This is a genomic window from Halioxenophilus aromaticivorans (genome assembly GCF_042850945.1).
Classification (GTDB): Bacteria; Pseudomonadota; Gammaproteobacteria; order Pseudomonadales; family Cellvibrionaceae; genus Halioxenophilus; species Halioxenophilus aromaticivorans.
On record NZ_AP031496.1, the window covers coordinates 3,984,799 to 4,006,786 of the forward strand.

Here is a 21,988-nt window from a genome sequence, read left to right on the forward strand (position 1 = left end):
AGTCACGATCAATACTGTAATAGTTTATTTAAGTGACGCATCGTCAACCGAGCAATGCCAAATTATGCACCTTAACGTCGACCCGAACACAGCGCTTATAGTGACACATTTTTGATTTGTGTGTAAAATAAAATCATCTATTACCAATAAATCATAATATTTCAGGCTCATTCCGCACTTAGAGGTATTTTTAGCCATGTCTTCGATCGCATCGCAGAGCGAAAAAAAACGATATACAGTCACCGCTGACATTCCAAATTGCTGTGGTTACGGCCTATGCTCGTCACTTTGCCCAGAAGTGTATCGTTTGGATGAAAACGGTATTGTTTACCTCGCCACAGACACCATCGACGAAAGCCTTTTTGAGGCAGCACAAGAAGGCGCGGAATCGTGCCCGGCAGAAGTATTGCAAGTAACACTGATAGAAGAATAACGTTAATCATTCTAGCGAGAAATAAATGTCTTTGTTTAGCGATAAGGTTGTGTTGATCACTGGTACTGGTGGTGGCATCGGTTGCGAAGCTGCGCTCCAATTTACCCGCGAAGGCGCTACGGTTTACGGTTGTGATATTAGCCAGGCACAACACCAAGCCAGCCGCGACCTTTTATCTCAACATGGGTTTGAATTAAAAGGGTACGGGGGTGTCGACCTCGGTGACCCCTCCCAGTCTAAAGAGTGGATTGATCACGTCGTCCAGGCCGAAGGGCGAATCGATGTATTGTTTAACAATGCGTCGGCCGCAAAATTCGGTCATATGGAAAATTTCTCAATAGAAGATTGGTATTTTACCGTCAGGAACGAATTAGATTTGGTATTTTTTACCACTCATTTTGCTTGGCCACATTTAACAAAAGGCAGTGTCATATTGAATATGGGATCTACTGCGGCTTGGTGCGGCAGTACCAGCACCGGAAAAGTAGCCCATACTGCCACCAAAGGTGGGATCGTAGCCATGACTCGACAACTTGCCGCCGAAGGCGCTAGCAAAGGCATACGTGCAGTAAGTATCAGCCCGGGCTTTATTAAAACTCCGGGTACCGCCGCTTTTATAGAAAACCCCGACATTAAAAAACAACTTCTGTCTGGCGTCTTGTTAAACCGACCTGGAGAAACCAGCGACGTGATCAACTTAGCGCTTTTCCTTGCCTCTGATAAAGCCAGTTTCATAACCGGCTCTGATCACCTGGTTGACGGTGGAATGCTCTCTATATAACGTTATTTCAAATAATAACTCGTTTCATTAACTGAAAATACTGGAACACAAAATGAACATAATCAGTATCGGTTACATTGGATTTGAAACATCCAAAATAGAACAATGGCGCAGCTATGGACCTGAGGTTATGGGATTCCAGATTGCCCCCTCTCCCTCGCAAGATCCAGATTCTTTGTATTTTAAAATGGACGACAGGCGTAACCGAATTACGCTTCATCCAGGCAAAATAGATCGGTTGACCTACATTGGCTGGGAAGTCAGAAATCGTATGGACTTTATCGCTGCAATAGAAAAGTTTAAACAGCACAACGTAGACATTACCATTGGTGACCAAGAACTCTGTGAGCGGCGCGGTGTAAAAGAGTTGATTCGCTTCAAAGATCCAGTGGGGTACCAGCACGAACTTTTCTATGCACAGAAATGGACTCCTCGATCTTTCGTCCCCGGCCGCGCACATGGCGGTTTTATTTGCGACGAACGTGGCGCGGGTCACGTTGTTTTAATGATACCGCAGGAGTCGCCAGAACTAACTGACTTTTTACGCAACGTCATGGAATTTGAATGGTATGGTTGGGGCGCAGGTAAAGGCAAAACCGGCTTTTGGCGTTCTAAGTTAAACGATAAGACCAGCCACGATATTGCCTACGGTGTTGCTCCTGGCCGAATGGGTGTTCAGCATATGGGTATCTTTGTTGAAGAAGTCCGGGACGTTGGTGAAACCTACGACTTAGTTCGTAAAAAAGACCTCCCGCTTATGATGACATTGGGCCAACATACTCAAGACCCACACATGTCTTTCTACCACTTTAACCCCTCAGGTTTTGCGTTCGAGACCATCACCGAATTGGAGCCCTGGCACGGCGATCCCTTTGAGCTCAACCCGGAAATCATGAGCGTTTGGGGGCATGAAATCGTAGGCCCCATAATAGGCCCCAGTGTCGGTGCACCGGAAGAAGTCTACCCGGAACAGTTTGGTCAATAGATCCTTTGCCTCTTAACAGGCTGCTGCAAAACGTATCCCAAGCGGGTAATGCCAAACAAAAACAGGATCAAAGCCGGTATTCATAGTTATAAACACCGGTTTTGGACCTGTACACAACGCAGTAGTATCAACGCAGATCGTTTTTGCCAGCCCCAGAATAGAAGAGGCAAGTCCCCACCATGGCTCTGCAAAACATTTCGTTAAAACAACTCCGCTATTTTGCCGCCGCAGCTGAACACGGGCGCTTGGCTATGGCTGCGGCTCATATTCATGTCTCTCAGTCCACTATCACCAGCGCAATATTGCAATTGGAAGCCACGCTGAAGACTCAGCTTTTTATTCGTCAGTCTCATGGCGTGTCGCTAACGGCAGAGGGCAGTAGATTCTATTCACGAATCCGAGATATTTTAAATTCCCTGGAGGACACGCTCAGCGACACATCGTTGCCATCTGAGCAAATAGACGGAATGATAAATGTGGGCGCGTCATACACGCTGTTAGGGTACTTTTTACCCGCTCTTATGGGAAGGTTTCGCGCCCGTCACCCTGCAATAAAATTCAATTTACTCGATATGGCCCGTGAAAAAATTGAACACGCCATCATCTCAGGCGAATTGGATTTAGGCATCGTACTGCTATCAAACAGTCAGAATTTGGAGCGCTTCAAATACACCCGCTTACTTGAATCCCCAAGAAAGCTGTGGACATCGGTGGATCATCCTCTGCTATCTGAAAGCCGGTTAACATTAGATAAAATCCGCCAGTATTCCTACATACAAATCACGGTGGATGAAGGAGAAAGGTCGACGTTACGCTATTGGCAGCAGCACAATCTAAAACCAAATATAGGCTTTCGAACCAGCTCTATGGAGGCGCTTCGAGGGTTAATAGCTCACGGCTTTGGTGTAACCATTTTATCCGATATGGTCTATCGACCCTGGTCTTTAGAAAGTAAAAAAATCGAAGCAGTACAAATCATCGAGCCCATCGCCAATATGGAAATCGGCTTGATATGGCGGCACGATGCCGAGCTCACGCAAGCAGCGGATATTTTTAAAACGTTTTTAATAGACACCTGCAACGTAGACTAGCCGTGTCAATTTTTGCTGAAAAAGCCACCACCGCCCAAATAAATTGGACGGTTTAAGTGACCGAAAGCTCGATTAGGCCGCACCCAACGCTTTGGAACACAGTTGCATTCGACTAATACACATTGTCACGATCGATCCAGCTGACCTTATCGAATGGTATCTCCGTTCACAATAGAAGCCCAATAGTCCTGCGAACCTTGACGACAAACCTGCTGACCAAGGAGAGTTGACCAATAGGTAACCGAACCAAATTCGCTACGCCACGACCACAGCCGGCGAGTTGCGATATGCAGTGGGTATTCGTGAGTAAAACCAATCGCACCGTGAACTCCGTGCGTAATATTAGCCGCCGCCGTCGCAGCTTCAGAGGCACAGATCTTGGCAACCGCTATACTGGTTACGTCTAATGCCTGCTCAGAAAGACTGAACGCGGTTTCGGTCGCAGATCTGGCCAAGCTTGCTTGCTCTGCAACTAAAGCCATTTGGTGTTGGACTGCTTGAAATTTTCCGATGGGCTTTCCGAATTGAACTCGCTCATTGGCATAATCTACCGCCATCTGCAAAACACGCTCGACAGATCCCGCCATCTGGGCAGACCGGATCAAAGCGCCTCCCATGCGAAGCACATCAGTCGTAACACTCGATGACAATGGTACAACCGCTATCGGACAAGCGTTGTCGAACGTTAACATATCTCGGGGTTCTGCCGCCGTGTTACGTGTCTTCTCTATCGATTGTACCTCGCCGCCAGACAGCAGCACTAGCGCGGGTGTGGCGTCGTTTGTTAAAGCAACTATGTGGCCCGCAGACCCACCCCACGGCACATCCGACAATCGGCCAGAAACCTTACCTGAGTCAATTGTTAGCCGGTCAGACTCAGCAAAAACAACGGGTCCCTCCGGGGGCTGTATCCCCGATTTTGACAACAACCAATTAGCGAACACGGTTTCTGCAACGGGCAACGGTACACTGTAATTACCGCAAGCAATGATGCCCCCACAAATATCGAACCAACGGGCGCCACTGCCACCGTGTTCTTCCGACGCCAGCGCCATGGTGACACCATTGTCTTCAAAGACTTGCCACAACGCGGTCGAGATATCGGATGTTTCCGCGGCCAATACAGCCTCGGTAGAAATATGATCGTTTAATATCTGCAATACTGTACGGTCGAATAGTTCTCTCATGATCAACGCAACCCCAATCCACGGGCAATGATTCCCCTCAAAATTTCTCGAGTGCCGCCCCTCAGTGAAAAAGAAGGTGCCTGTTGCATTAAATGCGACAATACGAGCGCGTGCTCACCGCCACCTGAAGAAGTTGGTAACATATCACACAACTGTTGGGCTATCTCTGGGATATCCTGTTCCAACACGGAACCTAAATCTTTAACACACGAGGCAGCAACAGAAGGATTATCACCATTTTCTAACAACTGCGTTACAGACAAAGACATCTGCCTTAATGTCATTAGTCTGGCCGATATACGCCCGACTTCCCTAGCCTGAAAAGCATCAGGCGTCGGCCCTATTGCATCAATCAAGGTATACATCAATGTCATAGAACTTAAAAACCGTTCAGGGCCGCTGCGCTCCATAGCCAACTCACCCGTCACTTGGTTCCAGCCATTGCCTTCATCACCAAGCAAGGCGTCCTCTGTTAACTCTACGTTGTCAAAAAACACCTCATTAAAATGTTCACTACCCGTTAGATCCTTAATAGGACGAATTGTGATGCCCGGTAGGGTTAAATCAATAATAAATTGAGACATACCACCGTGGCGCGATTCACTAGAACCAGTGCGTACTAAAGCGATCATATAATGCGAACGGTGCGCGTTGGTAGTCCACACTTTCTGCCCATTAACAACCCATCCGTTAGCGGTCTTTTCTGCGCGGGTTTTGATTGAAGCCAAATCAGAACCTGAGCCTGGCTCGCTCATTCCAATGCAGAAAAAACACTCGCCACGACATATAGCGGGTAAGAACGCATCTTTCTGGCTTTGCTGTCCATACTGAAGGATTTGAAAGCCACTTTGTCGATCAGAGAACCAATGCGCAGACACAGGTGCTCCAGCCGCCAGCAACTCTTCTATCACCACGTATCGAGTAAATGCACCCGAATCTGAGCCACCATATTGTTTAGGTAACGCCATACCAATCCAACCGCGTTGACCTAATTTTTGGCTAAACTCTGAATCAAACCCCATCCATGAATCGGCACGCTTCTGCATTGGAAAATGACTAAGGTTTTCTTTGATAAAATCACGCACTTCGGATCGAATTGATTGCGCGTCAGAAGGAATGGGACTGTATCGAAACTGTTCTACAAACATATCAAAGCCTATTTACAAGCCAATAAAAAAACATTGCCCTTTCGGGCAATGTAACAGTTGGCAACAAACATAAATTGCTATAGAGCAGTTTGAGCGTCTGCAGATGCAAACATGCTATTAATATCACCGGAGGTAACAGGCTTCTTGGCATCTCGCTTTGGCGCAGCTCCGCCCATACCCAACGCCGGAGAAGTGTCAACTCCAGCAGCCTTTGCTTTAGACCGTAAAGCACCTACAGTACAGTTTTCACGACCTAATAGTGACAATGGATCATAAGAGAATTCACGCATAGCATTGAGATGGGAGATCTTATTAATCGTTGTTTCATCCAAATGTTTGGCTTGCTCCCAGAAGATCTCAGCGGAATTTGGCCACGTGCAATCCGAGTGCGGGTAATCGCACTCCCAAGTAACCATATCGACGTTAATAGCATCCAGGTTTTGTAAGCCAAACGCATCTTCGATGTAACAAGTAATAATATGCTTGTTAAAGAAATCACTCGGTTGCTGACCATTGAAGTTGGAATTGGTCCAAGCATTATGGTGATTGTGAGTAAAGTTAGCGCGCTCTAAAAAGTATGGTATCCAACCGATACCACCTTCTGACAACGCCATGCGTAAATTAGGATATTTTTTCCACATGGGCGCCCATAACCAATCGGCTGCGGAGTTCGCTATAGAGATTGGCATGGAGGTAATCCAGGCGTCAATGGGAGATTCATCTGACGCGTGCTGTGCTTTTACGCCGGTACCAATATGACAACAGATTACTACGTTATTGTCAGAGCATGCTTTCCAGATCGGGTCCCAGTGTTCGTTGTGGATAGAGGGATAGCCATGTACCGTAGGGTTATCCGACAAAGTCATGGCGTGAACGCCTCGATCAGCCATGCGCTTAATTTCCTTGGCAGCAGCTTGTGGATCAAACCAAGGAATCATCATCAATGGAATAAAGCGACCCGGTGCTGCATTGCACCAATCCTCTAAATGCCAATCGTTATAGGCTTGAATTGCAGCCAAACTCACCGCTTTATCTGGAATAGTTTGAAAACGTTGTCCAGAGAAGCCCGGAAAAGTGGGAAAACACATGGATCCTAAAATACCGTTAGCGTCCATGTCCTCCACCCGAGATTTTATATCCCAGGTACCTTTACGCATGTGATCGTACCCTAGAGGTTCCATGCCGTATTCTTCTTTAGGTCGACCTACGACCGAATTCAGGCCCATATATCCGGTTGCTTGGTCTTCGAACACCCAAACATCGCGACCGTTAACCGCTTCTACACGCGGCTCGCGGCCCTTGAATTTCTCAGGCATATGTCGAGTAAAGCAGTTGGCGGGTTCAATCGCGTGGTCGTCAACACTGACTAGAATGACATCATCTAATTGCATCTGAAGCTTCTCCTTTCGGGTTGGAGCCTGCCCTCTCACAAGGAGAGAGCGGAATTACGTTATAAATTTTATACTTGGATGTTATACAGTTTTACGATATATGTCTAACTTTAATTTAAGCACGAAACGCAGTTTCCGCCATATCAATCCCAAATGACTGGCAAACTGTGCGGCCCCCGCAATTGCGCACCGGTAATTTGAGGTTTTGGTTGTTCTGGATCGAATCGTAACCCGGGAAATAAATCCAAAACCGCGTTCAGCGCAACGTTTAACTCCATTTTTGCGATAAACTGGCCTATACACATGTGCGGACCAAATCCAAAACCGAACGACGGCCTTACCTTCCTCTCAATATCGAATTCGTCGGCTTGATCAAATATTTCCTCGTCTCGGTTCGCTGAAATTACGATACATTGCACCATTGACCCTTTTGGAATGGGAACTCCGCGAATTTCAACATCTCGTGCAGCCTGACGCACCTTAAAAGTGGCAACAGGCTCGTATCGAACAGCTTCGTCAATGGCAGAGGCTACCAGCGCGCGGTTATTTCTGACTTTCTCTAACAGCTCTGGCCGCTCCAACAGTAGCACCAACAGGCTTCCGAACGTGCGAGTGGTGGTCTCGCCAGCTGCCGGCAACAAAGAGCGAATAAAAGTCGCTATTTCATGGTCGTCTAGCGCTCTACCCTCGTATGTCGCATGAATCAATCGTCGAATTAAATCGCCTCCTTCTTGACCGTCTGAACGCACGTGTTCAACGCTCTCACGAACCGCATCGTATAGATCCCTCGAGGACTTTAACGCCGCTGCTCGGGCCGCTTTCGCTTTTTCAGGATCAACCTGTGGACCTGCCAAAATATCGAGCGCCCAAGCCGCGTACTGCTTGATCTTTTCCGGCTCGTTGTCAGGAAAGCCAATCAGCGAATAAATCAGGCGGACCGGGAAATGCAACCCGAAATCCATTAATTCGGCTTTTTTCTGCTCGACTAATGGCGCTAAAAACTCCTGTCTGATAATTGGGTCCATTTTGGTCGTCCGCCAGGTATTCACGACGTTTGGCATAAAAATAGGCTGCAGTAACGACCGCATTTTTTTGTGCTGCTCGCCGTCCATACCGGTCAAAATCAACCCATCCATAAACGACCCTAACCCCTGCGCGATAAACCCGCTGGTAAAGGTCTCCGCGTCACGCATCACCTTCATCACATCATCATATTTAAACAATGAAAATGTCTTGCGACTGGAATCGTATCCGGCAATATTAGGCACACCTAAACTGCTCATGAAATCGGCTTCAATAACAGGGCTTTCATCACGCATTTTCTTACAAATCGCGTGTAGGTCGACGTTGTCCCCTTTATAATTTTCAGCCACGCCAGAAAATGATTTTTCCAGCTGTTTCTTATCAGTATCAGTCATTAGTACACCCTCAAGCATTTATAGTAGCTATAATTAAAAGGAACGAGGTTCCGACGGCACTTGGCTACGAACAACACAAAGCGACAGCCAAACACCCAAACACAATGCAATCGACATTGACCAAAACATTCCAGCCACGCCCATTAACCCACCCGACACACCATACGCCAAAGGCAATAGAGTCAGCGACAACTGATTTAACGTAGACCTTAACGCGAGACACTCGCCCAACCGACCAACAGGCGATGCGTCATTTAAAATAGACATAATAGACGGCTGCAATACCCCGATCACCACGCCCAGAAGCATGGCACAGGTCATTAACATCCAAATCGCAGGCAACAAAGGATAAACAGCAAACACCACGGCCAGACAAGACAACGCGATAACCGGAACCCATTGATACGGTAAAAAACTAGCCACAAAGGGTAAAACGCCTCGCACGATCAACGACGCACCGGCATACGCCGAAAAAATAATGCCGACGGATGTAGCGCTAAAATTTCGTTCATGGCCCAAAATGGGTAACGCAAAACTGTGTACATCCCAACTTGCCACGACCAAAAGATTGATCACCAATATACGTTTTAACGCAGTAATCTTTAACAAATCCCATGTCTTACCAGACGCCGCTGCCTGGCGCTCTTCTACCGTGGCCGAGCCTGCATTGGCCGGCACCAGCAGTACGGCAAATAACGACAACGTTGGCAACACAGCAAGCGCTGCAAAGGCCGCTTTAAACCCAAATGCATCCGCAAGCCCACCGGTCAACACCGGCCCAACACTGCCGCCAATCGCCGGCGCCAAGGCTACCCAGCTGAATACCTTCATGCGCTGAGTTGCGCTGGATACTAGACGGCTGGCGGTTCGCTGTATCGTGATCATACCGAAACCCGACCCGGCGCCACACAACCCCGCCGCCAACAATACCGCGGGTAAGGAGTTAGAAAAAAAACATATAACCGCGCTAAATAAGGACAGCGCAATAGCGATAAACGTCGGCACGTGGTAACCATACCGATCAGTGAATCGACCAAATTTTAGGGCAGTTAATGCTGGCAAAAGCGCAAAACTGGCAACCAAAAAACCGATCACAAATTTACTGTAACCTTGGCCGAGTGCTTGCAATGGTAGCGCGACCCGCATCCCCGCCAAGCAACCGTGTAAGCCACATTGGCAAATAACCAAACACGCCAGTACATAAGCCGTCGAGGCTGATTGCCCAGCTCCGGCCTTCACGAAGAAGCCTCGTAGGCCTGCAACGCGTAGGTTACCCTACCCCCCGCTAACATAAGCCCACAAAATAGATGTAACTCAGCTATCTCAGGATCACTAAACTGTGCACCGAGACTTTGATACATCTCGTCATCTAACGCCGTATGATCATGCGCGAAGGTTTCGGCAAAACGAATAGCCAATTGCTCACGCGGGGTAAATCTTTCGTCATCGGCGCGAAGACATGCGATATCTTCCTCCGTTACCTGATCCGATTTGCGGGCCAGTTGACACGCTTGGCATTGGGTAATGGCTGATACTCTTAGGCGCGCCAGTTCTCGTTCACGCGCACTCAGCAAAGCACTCTGATTTAGAGCTAAAAGCGTCTCGAGCCAAGATTGGGCAACATCAGGCCGATGCGACCAAACCTGTATCGGCACCGCTGTACTCAATACACCAGTATCGAGCCCTTGCTCTATGGTGTCGTTTAAGCTTGATGGCAATTTGCCACGAGGAACAATCGGTAATCTAGGCATCTATATTGGCACTGCAACTTTTTATCTATAGTGGTGAACACTTCAAAGAAAATTGATGAACCCACCAAGCAAGCCCATTAAATACCCCTAACTTGCTTAGTGTTTTAAATGGCCGCAAGAGCCACTGCACACCAAAAACAAAGAGACACTGGCTCAACCGCCAAGCTCAAAACTTAGAGGTTAATGACTATGCACATTCAACGTTAATATCAATCTATAACAATACTGAATTAACCCTGCGGCGCCTTTATAAAATAGCGAATAAATAACGAGCCATCTTCGGCAAAGGTGTAATGCTCAATGGTATCAATAATCATATCGGTTCCTTTAACGACATTATGATTATGTGCAACTGCCTCGTTACCAACAACAACCAGCGCCTTCTCTTCGATATTAATTTTCGCCTGCTGTTGTGACCACATTCCTTTCAAAATAGCGGCACCCTCGCCCTTCACACCACCCACGTATTCTATTTCAATCCCACCTGGAGCGATTTTTTCATATGCGGTAAAAAATCGATCTCTATCGCTGCTATTCCAAGCATTTACTTGTTCATGCATAAATTGTTCAATCTTCGAAGCTTCGGGTAGTGCCATTTTGCTCTCCTAATCTGTTTCGTTATAGGTCACTGCCGCGCACATTTCGAGCGCTGCCATTGCGTCGATCTGACTCACCCCAGGCGATCCAATGATCGGGTTCACGAACATCGCCCTCTTTGCGCCAACGACCCTCCTGCTGCGCTGTAATAGGAAACCCACCAACAAAATCAACCATGTCACCACGGGCATCGGGAAGAAACTCCCAGGTTTCTTTGCCATCGATAAAAATTTTGGCTGTTTTTAAAAAATAACTGCCGTCTTTATGGATCGCTTCGCCTTCGATGTCCGTCGTGCAATGAACTTGGCCCTCGCTATTTTGGAAAATGGCATAACCTAAATTTTCATGCCCCAACATGAACGAACCCATATCCCAACTACCATCCTTGTATACCGTTGCGAACGTCCACCACAATACATGCATTTTATTTTCAACAACGATATCTTTTGCGTAGTGAATTGCCCCGCCCTCTGGCAACCAAACTTGATCTAAACAAATAACGCCCTTAACCGGGCGACCATTTAATACACCGCTCACATCGTAAAGTTGCGAAACATAAAAGGTCCCCCACTCTTCTCCGGGAATGTAAAACTGAGTACCGTTCCCCAAGAGTTTACCCTCCAATTCCAGCAGTCCAGCCTCGTGCCAGGCGAAATGTTTTCCAGAAGCCGACAAATTCCACGGAGCGCCATCTTCGTCGTCTAGGCTAGACCAATGCACCGAATCCCCCTCCATCCAGCGCTTTGGAAACATGGTAGTGGCACGCGATTCCATCGTTTCTGAATCGATACGCAACGTTTGTTCGTCAACCCGGGTAGACAAAAACAGAAACTTGGTAGGATTCGGCGTGCTGCCAGGAGAGTTAAGAGCCCTGGCCAAAGAGTACATATGGCCTTCGTCGTCTCTGAGCGTTCCAAATGGCATATGCTTAGTGAACTTCAATCCGTATTGATCGCTGGTATTTTCTATCTTTTTACCGCTTACCTTGTAGGGTGCTACCAGTGTTTGAAAATTAAAATCACCCCGATTTGGAATCTCACTAAATTTCGGCATTTTATATTCCTATCATTTTTATTATGTGGACAACAAAGAATCGATATTACTGATCAGCCAACAAGCCCCGGCGTTAGAGGCATCCACCTGAGACTTAGTCCCAAATGACATGTACTTCGTGCGCCTCACGAAGCTGTGCGCCTTCAATGACAGGCTTTGGCATACTGGGGTCAAGGCGAACATTCGGAAACAGGTCCAAAATGGCATTGATGGCACAATTTAATTCCAACTTAGCCACAAATTGCCCTATGCACATGTGCGGCCCAAAACCAAAGCCAAAAGAGGGCTTTTGCTTACGGTGAATATCAAATGTTTCTGGGTTTTCAAATACGTCTTCATCACGGTTAGCTGACGTTACCATACACTGTATAAAGGAACCCTTGGGTACCTTAACACCATAGAACTCCACATCTTTTGCAACTTCTCTAACTTTAAATGTCGCGATGGGTTCGTATCGCACCGATTCATCAATCAATTTAGCAACCAAAGAACGGTCGGCTCGCACTTCTTCGATCAACCCTGGCGTTTCAAATAACAGAGTCAATACTACGCTTAATGTCCGAGTCGTAGTTTCACCGGCGGCGGGCAATAACATTCGACAAAACGTCACAACTTCGTGGTCATTTAACACTCGCCCTTCGTGCTCGCACCTCAACAGGCGTCCAATTAAATCGTCTCCTTCGCTACCGGCTGCACGGCGCGTTACGACAATCTCCATAATCGAATCGTACAACGCTTTTCCAGCATCCAAAGCGGTTTTCATCGCATCTTGTTCTTTCTTGGGATCAATCTGATTGCCACCAACCATAGCTAAAGCCCAGGCGGCATAACTACGGAACTTTTCCGGGTTGTCTTCGGGAAATCCCATCAGCGTATACATAATGCGGATTGGAAAACTCAACGCGAAATCCATTAAATTGGCTTTTCGGTCGCTAACCATTTTCTCTAAGTAATCATGGCGGATGATTTCGTCCATACGCTCACGCCACTTATTTACCGTCGCTGGCATAAACGCTGGTTGCAATAACGTTCGTACACTTTTGTGCTGTTCACCATCCATAGCTAAAATTGTTAATCCACCATCAAATGCCTTACCAAAGCCTTTGGCGATAAAGCCGCTGGTATAGGTTGAGGCATCCCGCAAGACGGCCATAACATCCGCATAGCGAAACACGGCAAAGTTCTTTCTAGCGCTTTGTTCCATACCCGCATTGGTTGGCACACCAAACTGCTTAATGAAATCCCCTTCGTATATTGGCGATTTTTGACGCATTTCTCGACACGCTTTATGAATGTCGATACCGGTTCCTTTGTATAGATCAGAGACCGCTGAATAGGCGGTTTCGAGCTTCATATCTTGCACTGTAGATTCTGACATGGGATTTACCTACCAAATTATCGATTATTGTCGCAACAGCTATCACGCCCTTAGGCTCAGGGATTGCACACGCAAGCCAGGTCTCAGTAAGCTAGCAAACGCCTTCGATTCTCGGCCTAGTGTCGAGCTAAAGGGGCAGTGTAAAGAATGTGGTACAGTTGTGCTTAAATTCAGTTTTACACGCTGTCTAACGTCAAAAATTAGGCTACACTTCAATGCCTTACGCCCAGAGATTCTAAAACCAATGAGCAAATCGCGGCACAACAGCAAAGTAGAAACCATCAGACAAATTCTGTTAGCCGCCCGCCAGGAGTTCTCAGAAAATGGTCTAGATAAAGCTAATGTCCAAAAAATCGCTGAACGAGCAGGCGTAACCAAGCAGCTGGTTTACCATTATTATCAAAGTAAGGAGCAACTCTTCTCCTGCGTGCTGGATGAAACCTCCGACAACGCCATGACTGCGATAATCGCCCTAGAGTTGAACCACCTCCCGGCAAAAGAAGCCCTACGCGTCATGATTGAGCACATATTTGCGATCTATGAGAACGACCCTGAGATGGCAGCGCTTGCCACTGAAGGCATTCGCTTTCACGACAATCATACAACCCCTCGAAACCAGCTGGTCGAACTAGGACCAACATTAACAGCCAGAATGCGCAGCATAATCGAGCGGGGCGTACAAGCCGGAGACTTCAGCGACCATTTGAATCCAGATCTGATCTTTACGACAGCCTCAATTATGGTTTCCGGCACCTATACCAACCGCTATGTAATTGAGGCGCTGAGCGGTATGGACACACGCAAAGCCGATCAGCTTGATACATGGAAAGAATTCACCATCAACCTGATCATGTCCGCCCTGACTAAACCAAGCCCAGACCAATAGCATTCGCCAAAATCTCTGTAGTCTAGGCAGGTCGACTTACCTTGCTAAGTAACGACTTACGCGTTGCGCTGCAATACGACCAGGCATACCGTTAACACCGCCACCGGGGTGTATTCCCGCACCGCCAAGGTACAGACCTTCCACCGGTAACGTATCGCCACCTAAACCCGCAGCCGGCCTCATTGTAGAAGACCTCGTTGTACAGGTGTCTATGTGGATAACGCAGCCATTTAGCACATTAAATTGCGTCTCCCAGTCGCGCGCAACCGCCATGGTTCGGCCTATCTCCATTTCGGTTAAGCCTTCCATGTACTCAGCCGCCCAATCGATCACTTGCTGGCCAACTTGGTCCCTAACAGCCTCCCAACCACACTCTGGGTCTACCGGCATAGCCACCGGGTACAAGTAAGCGACATCACAACCGGCAGGTGCTTGTGACGGATCCATCGCAGTAGGCAACGTAACCCACATGTACGGCATTGCGGAGATTTGATCTCGTTTTACACATTTAAAGTTGTCTAATACTGCCTCTTCTGTACCGATCAAAAGAACCGATTTTCTCAAGCTAATTCCGTCCCCGCGCTTTGCTTCTAGGCGGCTGTACTTAACGTGACCACTCAACGCCATATCCACCTTAATCGGTGAACCACCGTGAGCATTAGCGGGCGCCATCGCCACACGGGTTAACACTTTTTGATCTAATTGCCCGGCTGTTACCATTTCCAACGCAGGCTTGGGATGAATAGACGCGATAACGGCCGCCGCTTGAATGACTTCTCCGGACACCAACCGAATGCCTTTTACTTTCTTATCTTCAGAAATAATCTCTGCTACAGGGCAATTTACCCTTACCTCACCACCCAACTCTTTCAATCGCCCGGCCAATGCCTCAGCAATGGTTTGCATGCCACCCATCGCCCGACCCAAGCCGTACTTATGAATAAAACCAAGTAAGGCAAAATACACGCCGGTCGCTTCGGCCGTTATTGGGCCCGCGGCGCCCAACAAACAGCATAATGATGAACGCACAATCGGGTGTTCGAAACGCTCAGCAATAGAGGTGTAGGCGGGGCTGCTGATGAGCGCCATAATCTCGGGTTTGATTTTTCTATTTTTAATCAACACCTTTAAAGCGTTGAGTTTTGCCAATAAATTAAAGCGAGCTGGATCTACCCTCATCATGGGCACAACCATATCGATAAATGCGTAAACGACATTCATCAGCTCGAGAAAAGCCTGTGCATCATTGGGCGAATAACGCTGAATCTCTGCGGCGGTCTCTTCCGGGGTTCTCCCGAAAATAAGGCTGTTACCATCGGGGTGGCAATACACGTAACCCGGGTTCATGTCTTCTTGACGAAACCCATGTCGGTGCAGTTCAAGCTCTTCTGGCACAAAGGGGTGTACACGCAATGACATTAAGTCTAAAGAACAAGGGTGGATGGTATGCTCCGGCGCGGCCGGTATTAAAGGCCCGGAAGTGCACATACCGCCAACCTGTGCCAGCGATTCAAGTACAATGACTTTTTTTCCGGATTTAGCTAAGTAACAGGCTGAGGTGAGACCGTTATGCCCACCGCCAACAATCGCCACATCGAAGTGTGCGTGTTGAACCATGAATTTCCCCTGGATTGATTTATTAGTCTTATAATCCAGGATTAAAACATGTTTATGAATACGACATTCACTTGCCAGTTTGACTCGCAGTCAAACTGGCAAGTGAATGGTAAAAGAAATCTTATGGGGCCTTTATAATTACTTGAAGTAATCGCTTAATTTTAATGGGCAGTGCTTTACGGGCTTGTTTTGAGGAAGGTACAAGCTGTTCACTGAGTATATAACGAATAATTAATTCACAAATTAACTCCCGATCCAGCGCAGCTTCCAAGCGCTCATCCCAGGCATCAAACACGACGCTTAAGTCAGTCAGAAAACGGGCAATCGAATCGTGAAAAATACGTAAAAACCACCCCATGGCATAGTCAGGCGCAACCAATAGCAACTTTCGGGCAGATCCCAGTTGAAGATACTCATCGAAATATCGAATCAGGGCATCAAATTTTTCATCAGGATCGTCGTAAGGCGCCAAGGCTGACGACAGCGACTGATGAAAATTGTCTCGTTTGTGGCGGGAGAACGCATCGAGAAGTTCATCCTGAGAAGAAAAGTAACGATAAAACGTGCCGCGAGATATGCCCGCAACTTTGCAAACATCTAAAATAGATACACGATCGACGCCAGACTCCAAAATGACCTCTTCCGCCGCCGTCAATATTGTCTGAATGGTATTTTCTGATCTTTTATTGCGATACCGGGTTGTGGATGTTACGTTCTTATTAGACACCTTTTGTCCCTGCCAAAACCTAAATCACCTATCCGTTGTATTAGACTCACACGATATGTACAGCTAATAGAATCGTAAAATCACACAGATTGAATACCCTATATTACCTTTTTTGCGCTCATCCCCCAATACATACCTTTGATTTTCTGACTATTTTCGCCGATCAACAATATTTAGCGCCCTCCCAGGAACCCACAGCGGCCAACGCTTACTACCTAACAAACTGGATCTACCCAAAGAAAGACTTTACCGAGGCCAAGTGTTGAACATTTTTTAATAAAGTGTATTATCAGGTTTACGTGCACGTAAACTAATGATCTGTACCGATTCTTATACTCACCAAAAATCAGCTCATACTAATGAAAAATAAAACGTATTCCATACGAGAACTGGCTGAAGAGTTTGAAGTCACCCACAGGGCTATTAGGCACTACGAAGACGTTGGCCTACTAAGCCCGCAACGCCAGGGTCGAACCCGCGTTTACGCGTCTGTAGACCGAACCCGCTTAAAGCTGATCTTACGGGGTAAACGATTGGGGCTTTCGTTAACCGAATCCCGCCAAATCATCGACATGTACGAGCCCGGTAAAAATAACCGAGGCCAGCTCGTTCGCCTGATGACGGCGATTCAACAGCAAAGAGAACAGTTACACCGTCAGCTCAGTGACATCCACCGACTGCTACTCGAATTGGATGAAGCCGAGTCGGCCTGCCGCAAAACGCTTGACGGCCCAACCTTCCCAGAACAAAAGGAACCCACAGTATGAGCCTAGGTTACAGCAGCTTAAATTTTAATCTTGGAGAAGACATCTCCATGCTACGCGACAGTGTGTATCAGTTTTGCAAATCTGAGCTTGCGCCGTTAGCGGAAGAAATTGACCGCAACAACCAGTTTCCAGCGGGAATGTGGAAAAAGCTTGGCGATATGGGTTTACTGGGTGTCACCGTAAGCGAAGAATACGGTGGCGCTAATATGGGATACTTGGCTCATGTTATCGCCATGGAAGAAATATCGCGAGCTTCTGCCTCGGTGGGCTTGTCCTACGGCGCTCATTCCAATCTGTGCGTCAATCAGATCTTTAAAAACGGAAGCCATGAACAAAAATTAAAATACCTGCCAAAGTTATGCTCCGGTGAACACATCGGCGCGCTTGCCATGTCCGAACCCAACGCTGGATCCGACGTGGTAAGCATGAAACTGCGAGCCGATAAAAAAGGCGACCATTACATCCTCAATGGTAGCAAAATGTGGATTACCAACGGGCCTGATGCACACACCTATGTGATCTATGCCAAAACCGATGTCAACGCCGGCTCTAGAGGCATAACCGCGTTTATCGTAGAGCGAGATTTTCCTGGGTTCAGCCGATCGCCCAAACTCGACAAACTGGGCATGCGCGGCTCCAATACCTGCGAACTCGTATTTGAAGACTGCCCGGTTCCTGCCGAGAACATTCTCGGTGCGGAAGGCCGAGGCGTTGCAGTCTTAATGTCTGGACTCGACTTCGAACGTACCGTCTTATCTGGCGGCCCAGTCGGCATAATGCAAGCCTGTCTCGACATTGTGATTCCCTACTTGCACGATCGCAAACAGTTTGGCCAATCGATTGGTGAGTTCCAATTAATGCAAGGTAAATTAGCCGACATGTACACCGATCTGAATGCCTCTCGGGCCTACCTTTATGCCGTTGCTAGCGCGTGTGATCGCGGTGAAGAATCTCGAAAAGACGCTGCGGCCGTTATTCTTTATACCGCCGAAAAAGCCACCCAAATGGCGCTTCAAGCCATTCAAACCCTGGGGGGGGTCGGCTACACCAATGAGCTGCCAACAGGTCGATTGCTACGCGATGCGAAACTTTACGAAATCGGCGCAGGCACGTCTGAAATACGCCGCATGTTGATAGGCCGAGAACTTTTCAACGAAACACAGTAACCCACTGGCAACCGTTAGCCCAAAAGACTTTTGAGTTTTTAGTGGGATAATCGAGACTAAGTTTTGAATAAATGCCCAACAAATAAGCAACAATAATAAAGGAGTTACGCATGAAAGCAGCCGTGATCACGGAGCGCGGAGCCAAGCCTGTTATCCAAGACTTTCGCGCACCAGAACCTAAATCCGATTGTGTTCTCATCGACGTTGAAACCACAGGCCTGGGTGGCTGGGATGTTTTAGGGGCCTATCGACTCGGCGTCGAGTATCCCTGCGTCATTCGCGGTGAGGGAGTTGGCCGTAATCCGCAAGGCCAGCGCGTATACTTCGGCGAGCGCTCTGTTTTACCCTGGGGCTCATGGGCGGAGAAAACGTTAGTGCCAGAACAAGAAGTATGGCGGGTACCCGATGATGTCGACGACAAAACCGCTATTGCAATGGGCATCGCCGCCACTGGCGCGTTAGTTCCGCTTGAACAAGCCAATATCCAAGCGGGCGAAAAAGTCCTTATTCTAGGCGCCACCGGTACGCTCGGGCAAATCGCCTTACAGCTTGCGAAACACCTGGGAGCCGGACACGTCACTGCAGCGGCTCGAGATCGCACTTCATTGGAACGCCTAAAACGCAGCAACTTGTGTGACAGTATTGTCTGCCTGGACGGTAAAGACGACGCTGCAGCGCTCAAAGCCGACGCTGGCGATGGTTACGACGTGGTGCTTGATCTAGTCTGTGGGGAACCTATGCTCAACGCGCTAAAGGCGACTCGTTGGGGGGCACGTATCATGACCATAGGCACCGGTGCCGGCCGGGAAGTAACGCTTGATATGGCGCACCTGTTATTCCGCACACTGACCGTGGTGGGTACCGGCCAGCGGCCTGCGCAAGATCGCGAGCAGATATGGCGGCGGTTGTTACAAATCAACAAAGAAATTTCCATTCAAATCGATTTTATAGATTACGACTTCGATAACGCGGCCGATGCCTGGCAGGCTCAAATCAACGGTCCCCACGCTAAAATTACTGCCAAAATCGGATAACCGCTGACAAACGGCCTCACTTTTGGACACCGTATGGTCGGCTAAAAGCCGAACGGCATGAGCCAAAAGTCGCAGGCCAACCCGCCGGACGCCTGAACGTCAAGAACCGTATGAGGCGCAGACAACACACACCACCAAAAGCAGTGGCTTGACCGCTTTACTATGCGTAAAACGACAGACACTGCCACCCCCCCTAAAGAGTGACATTATTGTCACCTAAATATATGCCCCTTTACGTTACGGATAAAAATAATGACCAGGGATACACAGCCCAGTGCACCAAACGTTCACATTGACAGCCACTCCCCCATTGATATTGCAAAGTCGCTTTACCCTTTGCTCATGGAACAAGCTGATCAAAGCGAACAATCAGGTCAAATATCGCCCAAGCTATTCAAATCGCTGCACGACTCAGGGTTGTTCCAAATGATGTTTCCCAAACGCGCAGGCGGAGTAGGTCGCGAGTTAATCGAACACATAGAGACCGTTGCTGAACTGGCGCAAGGCGACCCGGGCAGCGCCTGGGCTTTCGGCTTATTATCCAGCGTTACCGCTTCAACCGCCTCGCTACCAAGCGATGTCACATCACGGGTGTTCAAACAAGGAACTGAATTACTGTGCAGCGTTGCAGCCCGCACCGGCACGGCCACCCTTACCGACGATGGCTTTATCGTAAACGGCAGTTGGGGCTATGCCTCGGGCTGTAAACACGCAAGCTGGGCAATGAATGGGGTAACGATTCAGGACCCGACAGGCTCCGTCATCGATTACGGTTTCGCAATAATGCCGTTATCGGGTGACCCTGCCGTAACCATCAAAGACACCTGGCACGTTGCCGGGGTCTGCGCCTCGGGCAGCAACACCATCGTCGCAGACGGACTAAAACTGGACGCCCCCTTGGTATTGCAATTTTCCAAGCTACGGCAAGGCCAGTCGGATGACCCTGCCTTGCTGGCACAGTTAGAGCCCCGCGACAAGTGGCCGGTAGAGCCATTGTTTCCACTTACCGTTTTAGCGCCGATGCTTGGGGCAGCACAAGGATTACTCAAGCTAGTACAAACAGCGATGCCCAAACGCAAGATTATTGGCTGGCACTATGATAACCAAGCCGATGCCGATGCGTTGGTTGAGAAACTGGGACAAGCCGCTCTCAAAATAGATTCGGCCTGGATGCATGTCCGACGCGCTGCCAATTTGGTGGACCACGAATCGCCTCGTCGCAGCTTATCCGGTTTTGAAAAGGCACAAATGCAGGCCGACTGCAGCCATGCCATGGCATTGGTACGTCAATCCGCGCAATCTTTAATGGATATCGCAGGGCCGGGTGGATTTGCCACCAGCAATCCCATGCAGCGACTGTGGCGAGACATCAACGTGGGCTCCCGCCACAATGCACTAAACAGCCATTTATCCTATTTACTGTACGGACGCGCGCTACTGGGCGACTCATCCAACCTGGAACTTCTCAATGACATCAGCCGATAAACATCGCGAGCCAACCCTCGAAATTACAGGCAATGCTCGCCACAAAAGTGCGCTTCATCGGCGAGAAAAAATGCGCCAAAAATTACTGTTCGCCGCGCTGGATGTTTACTTGATAAGCGACATTAGTAAGCCACCCGTGATTGACGATATTGTGCGCCAAGCGGGGGTCGCTCGCGGCACCTTTTATAAATACTTTTCTTCCCTGGAAGAGATACTACGAGCACTCGGGCAAATGCTCGCCAAGGACATGATTAGCACCTACGAACGGCTATTTAACATCGTTAACAACCCATTAACGAAACTTGCTGCAGGCCCCTTGTTGTCACTCACCCACGCCGCCATGCAACCGGTAAAAGTAACCTTTACCGCCCAGGTAGATTACGTCGATTTTCTTTCTCGCAGTACTCACGCGCGCGAGGTAATCAATCATAGCTTGCAAGAAGCCCAAAATGCAGGGGTCATTCAGATGCCTTCGTTGGATTGTGTCACCGATATGATTATTGGCACCACGGTAGAAGGTGCTCGCCGATTAATGCACACAACCGATGATTGCCCGAGCTACATCAGACAGCTAACTTGCCTAATTTTAAAAGGCTGTGGGGTTAGCGCAGCTGATGCGCAAAAGGCCGTCGATGAAGCACAGGCGCAAATACACCGCCACGCCCACACACTCCCCTGGTGGAATGACGAAACGTGACAATAAGCCGGAACAATTGTATGACACCCCTAACCTGGAGAAAAACATGAACGACAATACACTCGAAACTTTTATGCACCGGCAAGTAGAGTGTTGGAACCAAGGAGATAAAGACGGTTTTATTAACTGCTACCGTGAAGCGGCACAGAAAGGTTTAAGCATCGAATACATCGGCCTCCCCAAAAACGACCCCTGGATAATGTTGGAAAGCATGTGGCAAGCCCAAGCCTCGATAACAATAGACGTTCAGGCTTGCACCATCCTAGGCCATGAGGGAGCCTGCCATCATATTAACAAACTCAACGATGGCACTGTCAGCACGGAAACACTGGAATTTTATACTTTAATCGACGGCAAATTAGAGTCTCGCATTTTCATCAAAAAACCCAACTAATC

22 protein-coding genes are annotated in these 21,988 nt (G+C 48.3%); 11 read left to right on the forward strand and 11 right to left on the reverse strand.

All coding sequences use genetic code 11. From position 1 onward, the window contains the following. Positions 1 to 196: 196 nt before the first annotated feature. The 4 genes from ACGHM3_RS17095 to ACGHM3_RS17110 all read left to right on the forward strand — a co-directional run bounded on the left by ACGHM3_RS17095 (position 197) and on the right by ACGHM3_RS17110 (position 3,290). A complete protein-coding gene (locus ACGHM3_RS17095) occupies positions 197 to 433 on the forward strand; it encodes a ferredoxin (RefSeq protein ID WP_345425529.1) in 237 nt (78 codons plus the stop codon). Between the two features lie 25 nt (positions 434 to 458). Continuing rightward, positions 459 to 1,214, forward strand: coding sequence for an SDR family oxidoreductase (locus tag ACGHM3_RS17100; RefSeq protein ID WP_345425531.1), 756 nt, complete (start codon positions 459 to 461; stop codon positions 1,212 to 1,214). Between the two features lie 52 nt (positions 1,215 to 1,266). Beyond that, positions 1,267 to 2,199 carry a VOC family protein gene (locus ACGHM3_RS17105; RefSeq protein ID WP_345425534.1) on the forward strand — a complete coding sequence of 311 codons (933 nt, stop codon included), beginning with the start codon at positions 1,267 to 1,269 and terminating at the stop codon, positions 2,197 to 2,199. 179 nt (positions 2,200 to 2,378) lie between these two features. Next, entirely contained in the window at positions 2,379 to 3,290 is a 912-nt protein-coding gene (locus ACGHM3_RS17110) for a LysR family transcriptional regulator (RefSeq protein WP_345425537.1), read from the forward strand. A gap of 146 nt (positions 3,291 to 3,436) precedes the next feature. Here ACGHM3_RS17110 and ACGHM3_RS17115 read toward each other — a convergent pair whose 3' ends face one another. The 9 genes from ACGHM3_RS17115 to ACGHM3_RS17155 all read right to left on the reverse strand — a co-directional run bounded on the left by ACGHM3_RS17115 (position 3,437) and on the right by ACGHM3_RS17155 (position 13,213). Next, positions 3,437 to 4,477 (reverse strand): acyl-CoA dehydrogenase family protein, encoded by a 1,041-nt coding sequence (locus ACGHM3_RS17115; RefSeq protein WP_345425540.1) that lies wholly within the window; start codon positions 4,475 to 4,477, stop codon positions 3,437 to 3,439. 2 nt (positions 4,478 to 4,479) lie between these two features. Further along, positions 4,480 to 5,625, reverse strand: coding sequence for an acyl-CoA dehydrogenase family protein (locus tag ACGHM3_RS17120; RefSeq protein ID WP_345425543.1), 1,146 nt, complete (start codon positions 5,623 to 5,625; stop codon positions 4,480 to 4,482). Between the two features lie 77 nt (positions 5,626 to 5,702). Further along, on the reverse strand, positions 5,703 to 7,016 hold the full coding sequence (locus tag ACGHM3_RS17125) for an amidohydrolase family protein (RefSeq protein WP_345425546.1): 1,314 nt from the start codon (positions 7,014 to 7,016) through the stop codon (positions 5,703 to 5,705). Between the two features lie 143 nt (positions 7,017 to 7,159). After that, entirely contained in the window at positions 7,160 to 8,434 is a 1,275-nt protein-coding gene (locus ACGHM3_RS17130) for a cytochrome P450 (protein WP_345425549.1), read from the reverse strand. A 33-nt stretch (positions 8,435 to 8,467) separates the two neighbouring features. Next, positions 8,468 to 9,580, reverse strand: a complete 1,113-nt coding sequence (locus tag ACGHM3_RS17135) for an MFS transporter (protein WP_345426110.1) — start codon at positions 9,578 to 9,580, stop codon at positions 8,468 to 8,470. Positions 9,581 to 9,669: 89 nt separating this feature from the next. Then, entirely contained in the window at positions 9,670 to 10,185 is a 516-nt protein-coding gene (locus ACGHM3_RS17140) for a carboxymuconolactone decarboxylase family protein (protein WP_345425552.1), read from the reverse strand. Between the two features lie 230 nt (positions 10,186 to 10,415). Further along, positions 10,416 to 10,781, reverse strand: a complete 366-nt coding sequence (locus tag ACGHM3_RS17145; RefSeq protein WP_345425556.1) for a nuclear transport factor 2 family protein — start codon at positions 10,779 to 10,781, stop codon at positions 10,416 to 10,418. 22 nt (positions 10,782 to 10,803) lie between these two features. After that, complete coding sequence (locus ACGHM3_RS17150) at positions 10,804 to 11,835, reverse strand: hypothetical protein (RefSeq protein WP_345425559.1); 1,032 nt, start codon at positions 11,833 to 11,835, stop codon at positions 10,804 to 10,806. A 94-nt stretch (positions 11,836 to 11,929) separates the two neighbouring features. After that, complete coding sequence (locus tag ACGHM3_RS17155; RefSeq protein ID WP_345425562.1) at positions 11,930 to 13,213, reverse strand: cytochrome P450; 1,284 nt, start codon at positions 13,211 to 13,213, stop codon at positions 11,930 to 11,932. A 244-nt stretch (positions 13,214 to 13,457) separates the two neighbouring features. Here ACGHM3_RS17155 and ACGHM3_RS17160 point away from each other — a divergent pair, with 244 nt between their 5' ends. Further along, positions 13,458 to 14,099, forward strand: coding sequence for a TetR/AcrR family transcriptional regulator (locus ACGHM3_RS17160; protein ID WP_345425565.1), 642 nt, complete (start codon positions 13,458 to 13,460; stop codon positions 14,097 to 14,099). Positions 14,100 to 14,135: 36 nt separating this feature from the next. On the opposite strand, the gene ACGHM3_RS17165 is transcribed toward ACGHM3_RS17160, so the two are convergent. Both ACGHM3_RS17165 and ACGHM3_RS17170 read right to left on the reverse strand, forming a co-directional pair. Continuing rightward, the gene (locus ACGHM3_RS17165) at positions 14,136 to 15,716 is read right to left on the reverse strand and encodes an NAD(P)/FAD-dependent oxidoreductase (protein ID WP_345425568.1); all 1,581 of its coding nucleotides are present in this window, start codon (positions 15,714 to 15,716) and stop codon (positions 14,136 to 14,138) included. A gap of 121 nt (positions 15,717 to 15,837) precedes the next feature. Next, positions 15,838 to 16,443, reverse strand: coding sequence for a TetR/AcrR family transcriptional regulator (locus tag ACGHM3_RS17170; protein ID WP_345425571.1), 606 nt, complete (start codon positions 16,441 to 16,443; stop codon positions 15,838 to 15,840). A 359-nt stretch (positions 16,444 to 16,802) separates the two neighbouring features. Between ACGHM3_RS17170 and ACGHM3_RS17175 the strand changes: the two genes are divergently transcribed. From ACGHM3_RS17175 to ACGHM3_RS17200, 6 genes are all read left to right on the forward strand, one after another. Next, positions 16,803 to 17,210, forward strand: coding sequence for a MerR family DNA-binding transcriptional regulator (locus ACGHM3_RS17175; protein WP_345425574.1), 408 nt, complete (start codon positions 16,803 to 16,805; stop codon positions 17,208 to 17,210). Continuing rightward, a complete protein-coding gene (locus tag ACGHM3_RS17180; protein WP_345425577.1) occupies positions 17,207 to 18,376 on the forward strand; it encodes an isovaleryl-CoA dehydrogenase in 1,170 nt (389 codons plus the stop codon). The genes ACGHM3_RS17175 and ACGHM3_RS17180 overlap by 4 nt, the downstream gene beginning before the upstream one ends. Positions 18,377 to 18,486: 110 nt before the next feature. Next, entirely contained in the window at positions 18,487 to 19,410 is a 924-nt protein-coding gene (locus tag ACGHM3_RS17185) for a zinc-binding dehydrogenase (RefSeq protein ID WP_345425582.1), read from the forward strand. A 252-nt stretch (positions 19,411 to 19,662) separates the two neighbouring features. Then, entirely contained in the window at positions 19,663 to 20,895 is a 1,233-nt protein-coding gene (locus ACGHM3_RS17190) for an acyl-CoA dehydrogenase family protein (protein ID WP_345425585.1), read from the forward strand. Beyond that, on the forward strand, positions 20,879 to 21,592 hold the full coding sequence (locus ACGHM3_RS17195; protein ID WP_345425588.1) for a helix-turn-helix domain-containing protein: 714 nt from the start codon (positions 20,879 to 20,881) through the stop codon (positions 21,590 to 21,592). The genes ACGHM3_RS17190 and ACGHM3_RS17195 overlap by 17 nt, the downstream gene beginning before the upstream one ends. Positions 21,593 to 21,638: 46 nt before the next feature. Continuing rightward, positions 21,639 to 21,986: a nuclear transport factor 2 family protein gene (locus ACGHM3_RS17200; protein WP_345425591.1), complete on the forward strand. Its 348-nt coding sequence runs from the start codon at positions 21,639 to 21,641 to the stop codon at positions 21,984 to 21,986. Positions 21,987 to 21,988: the final 2 nt, after the last annotated feature.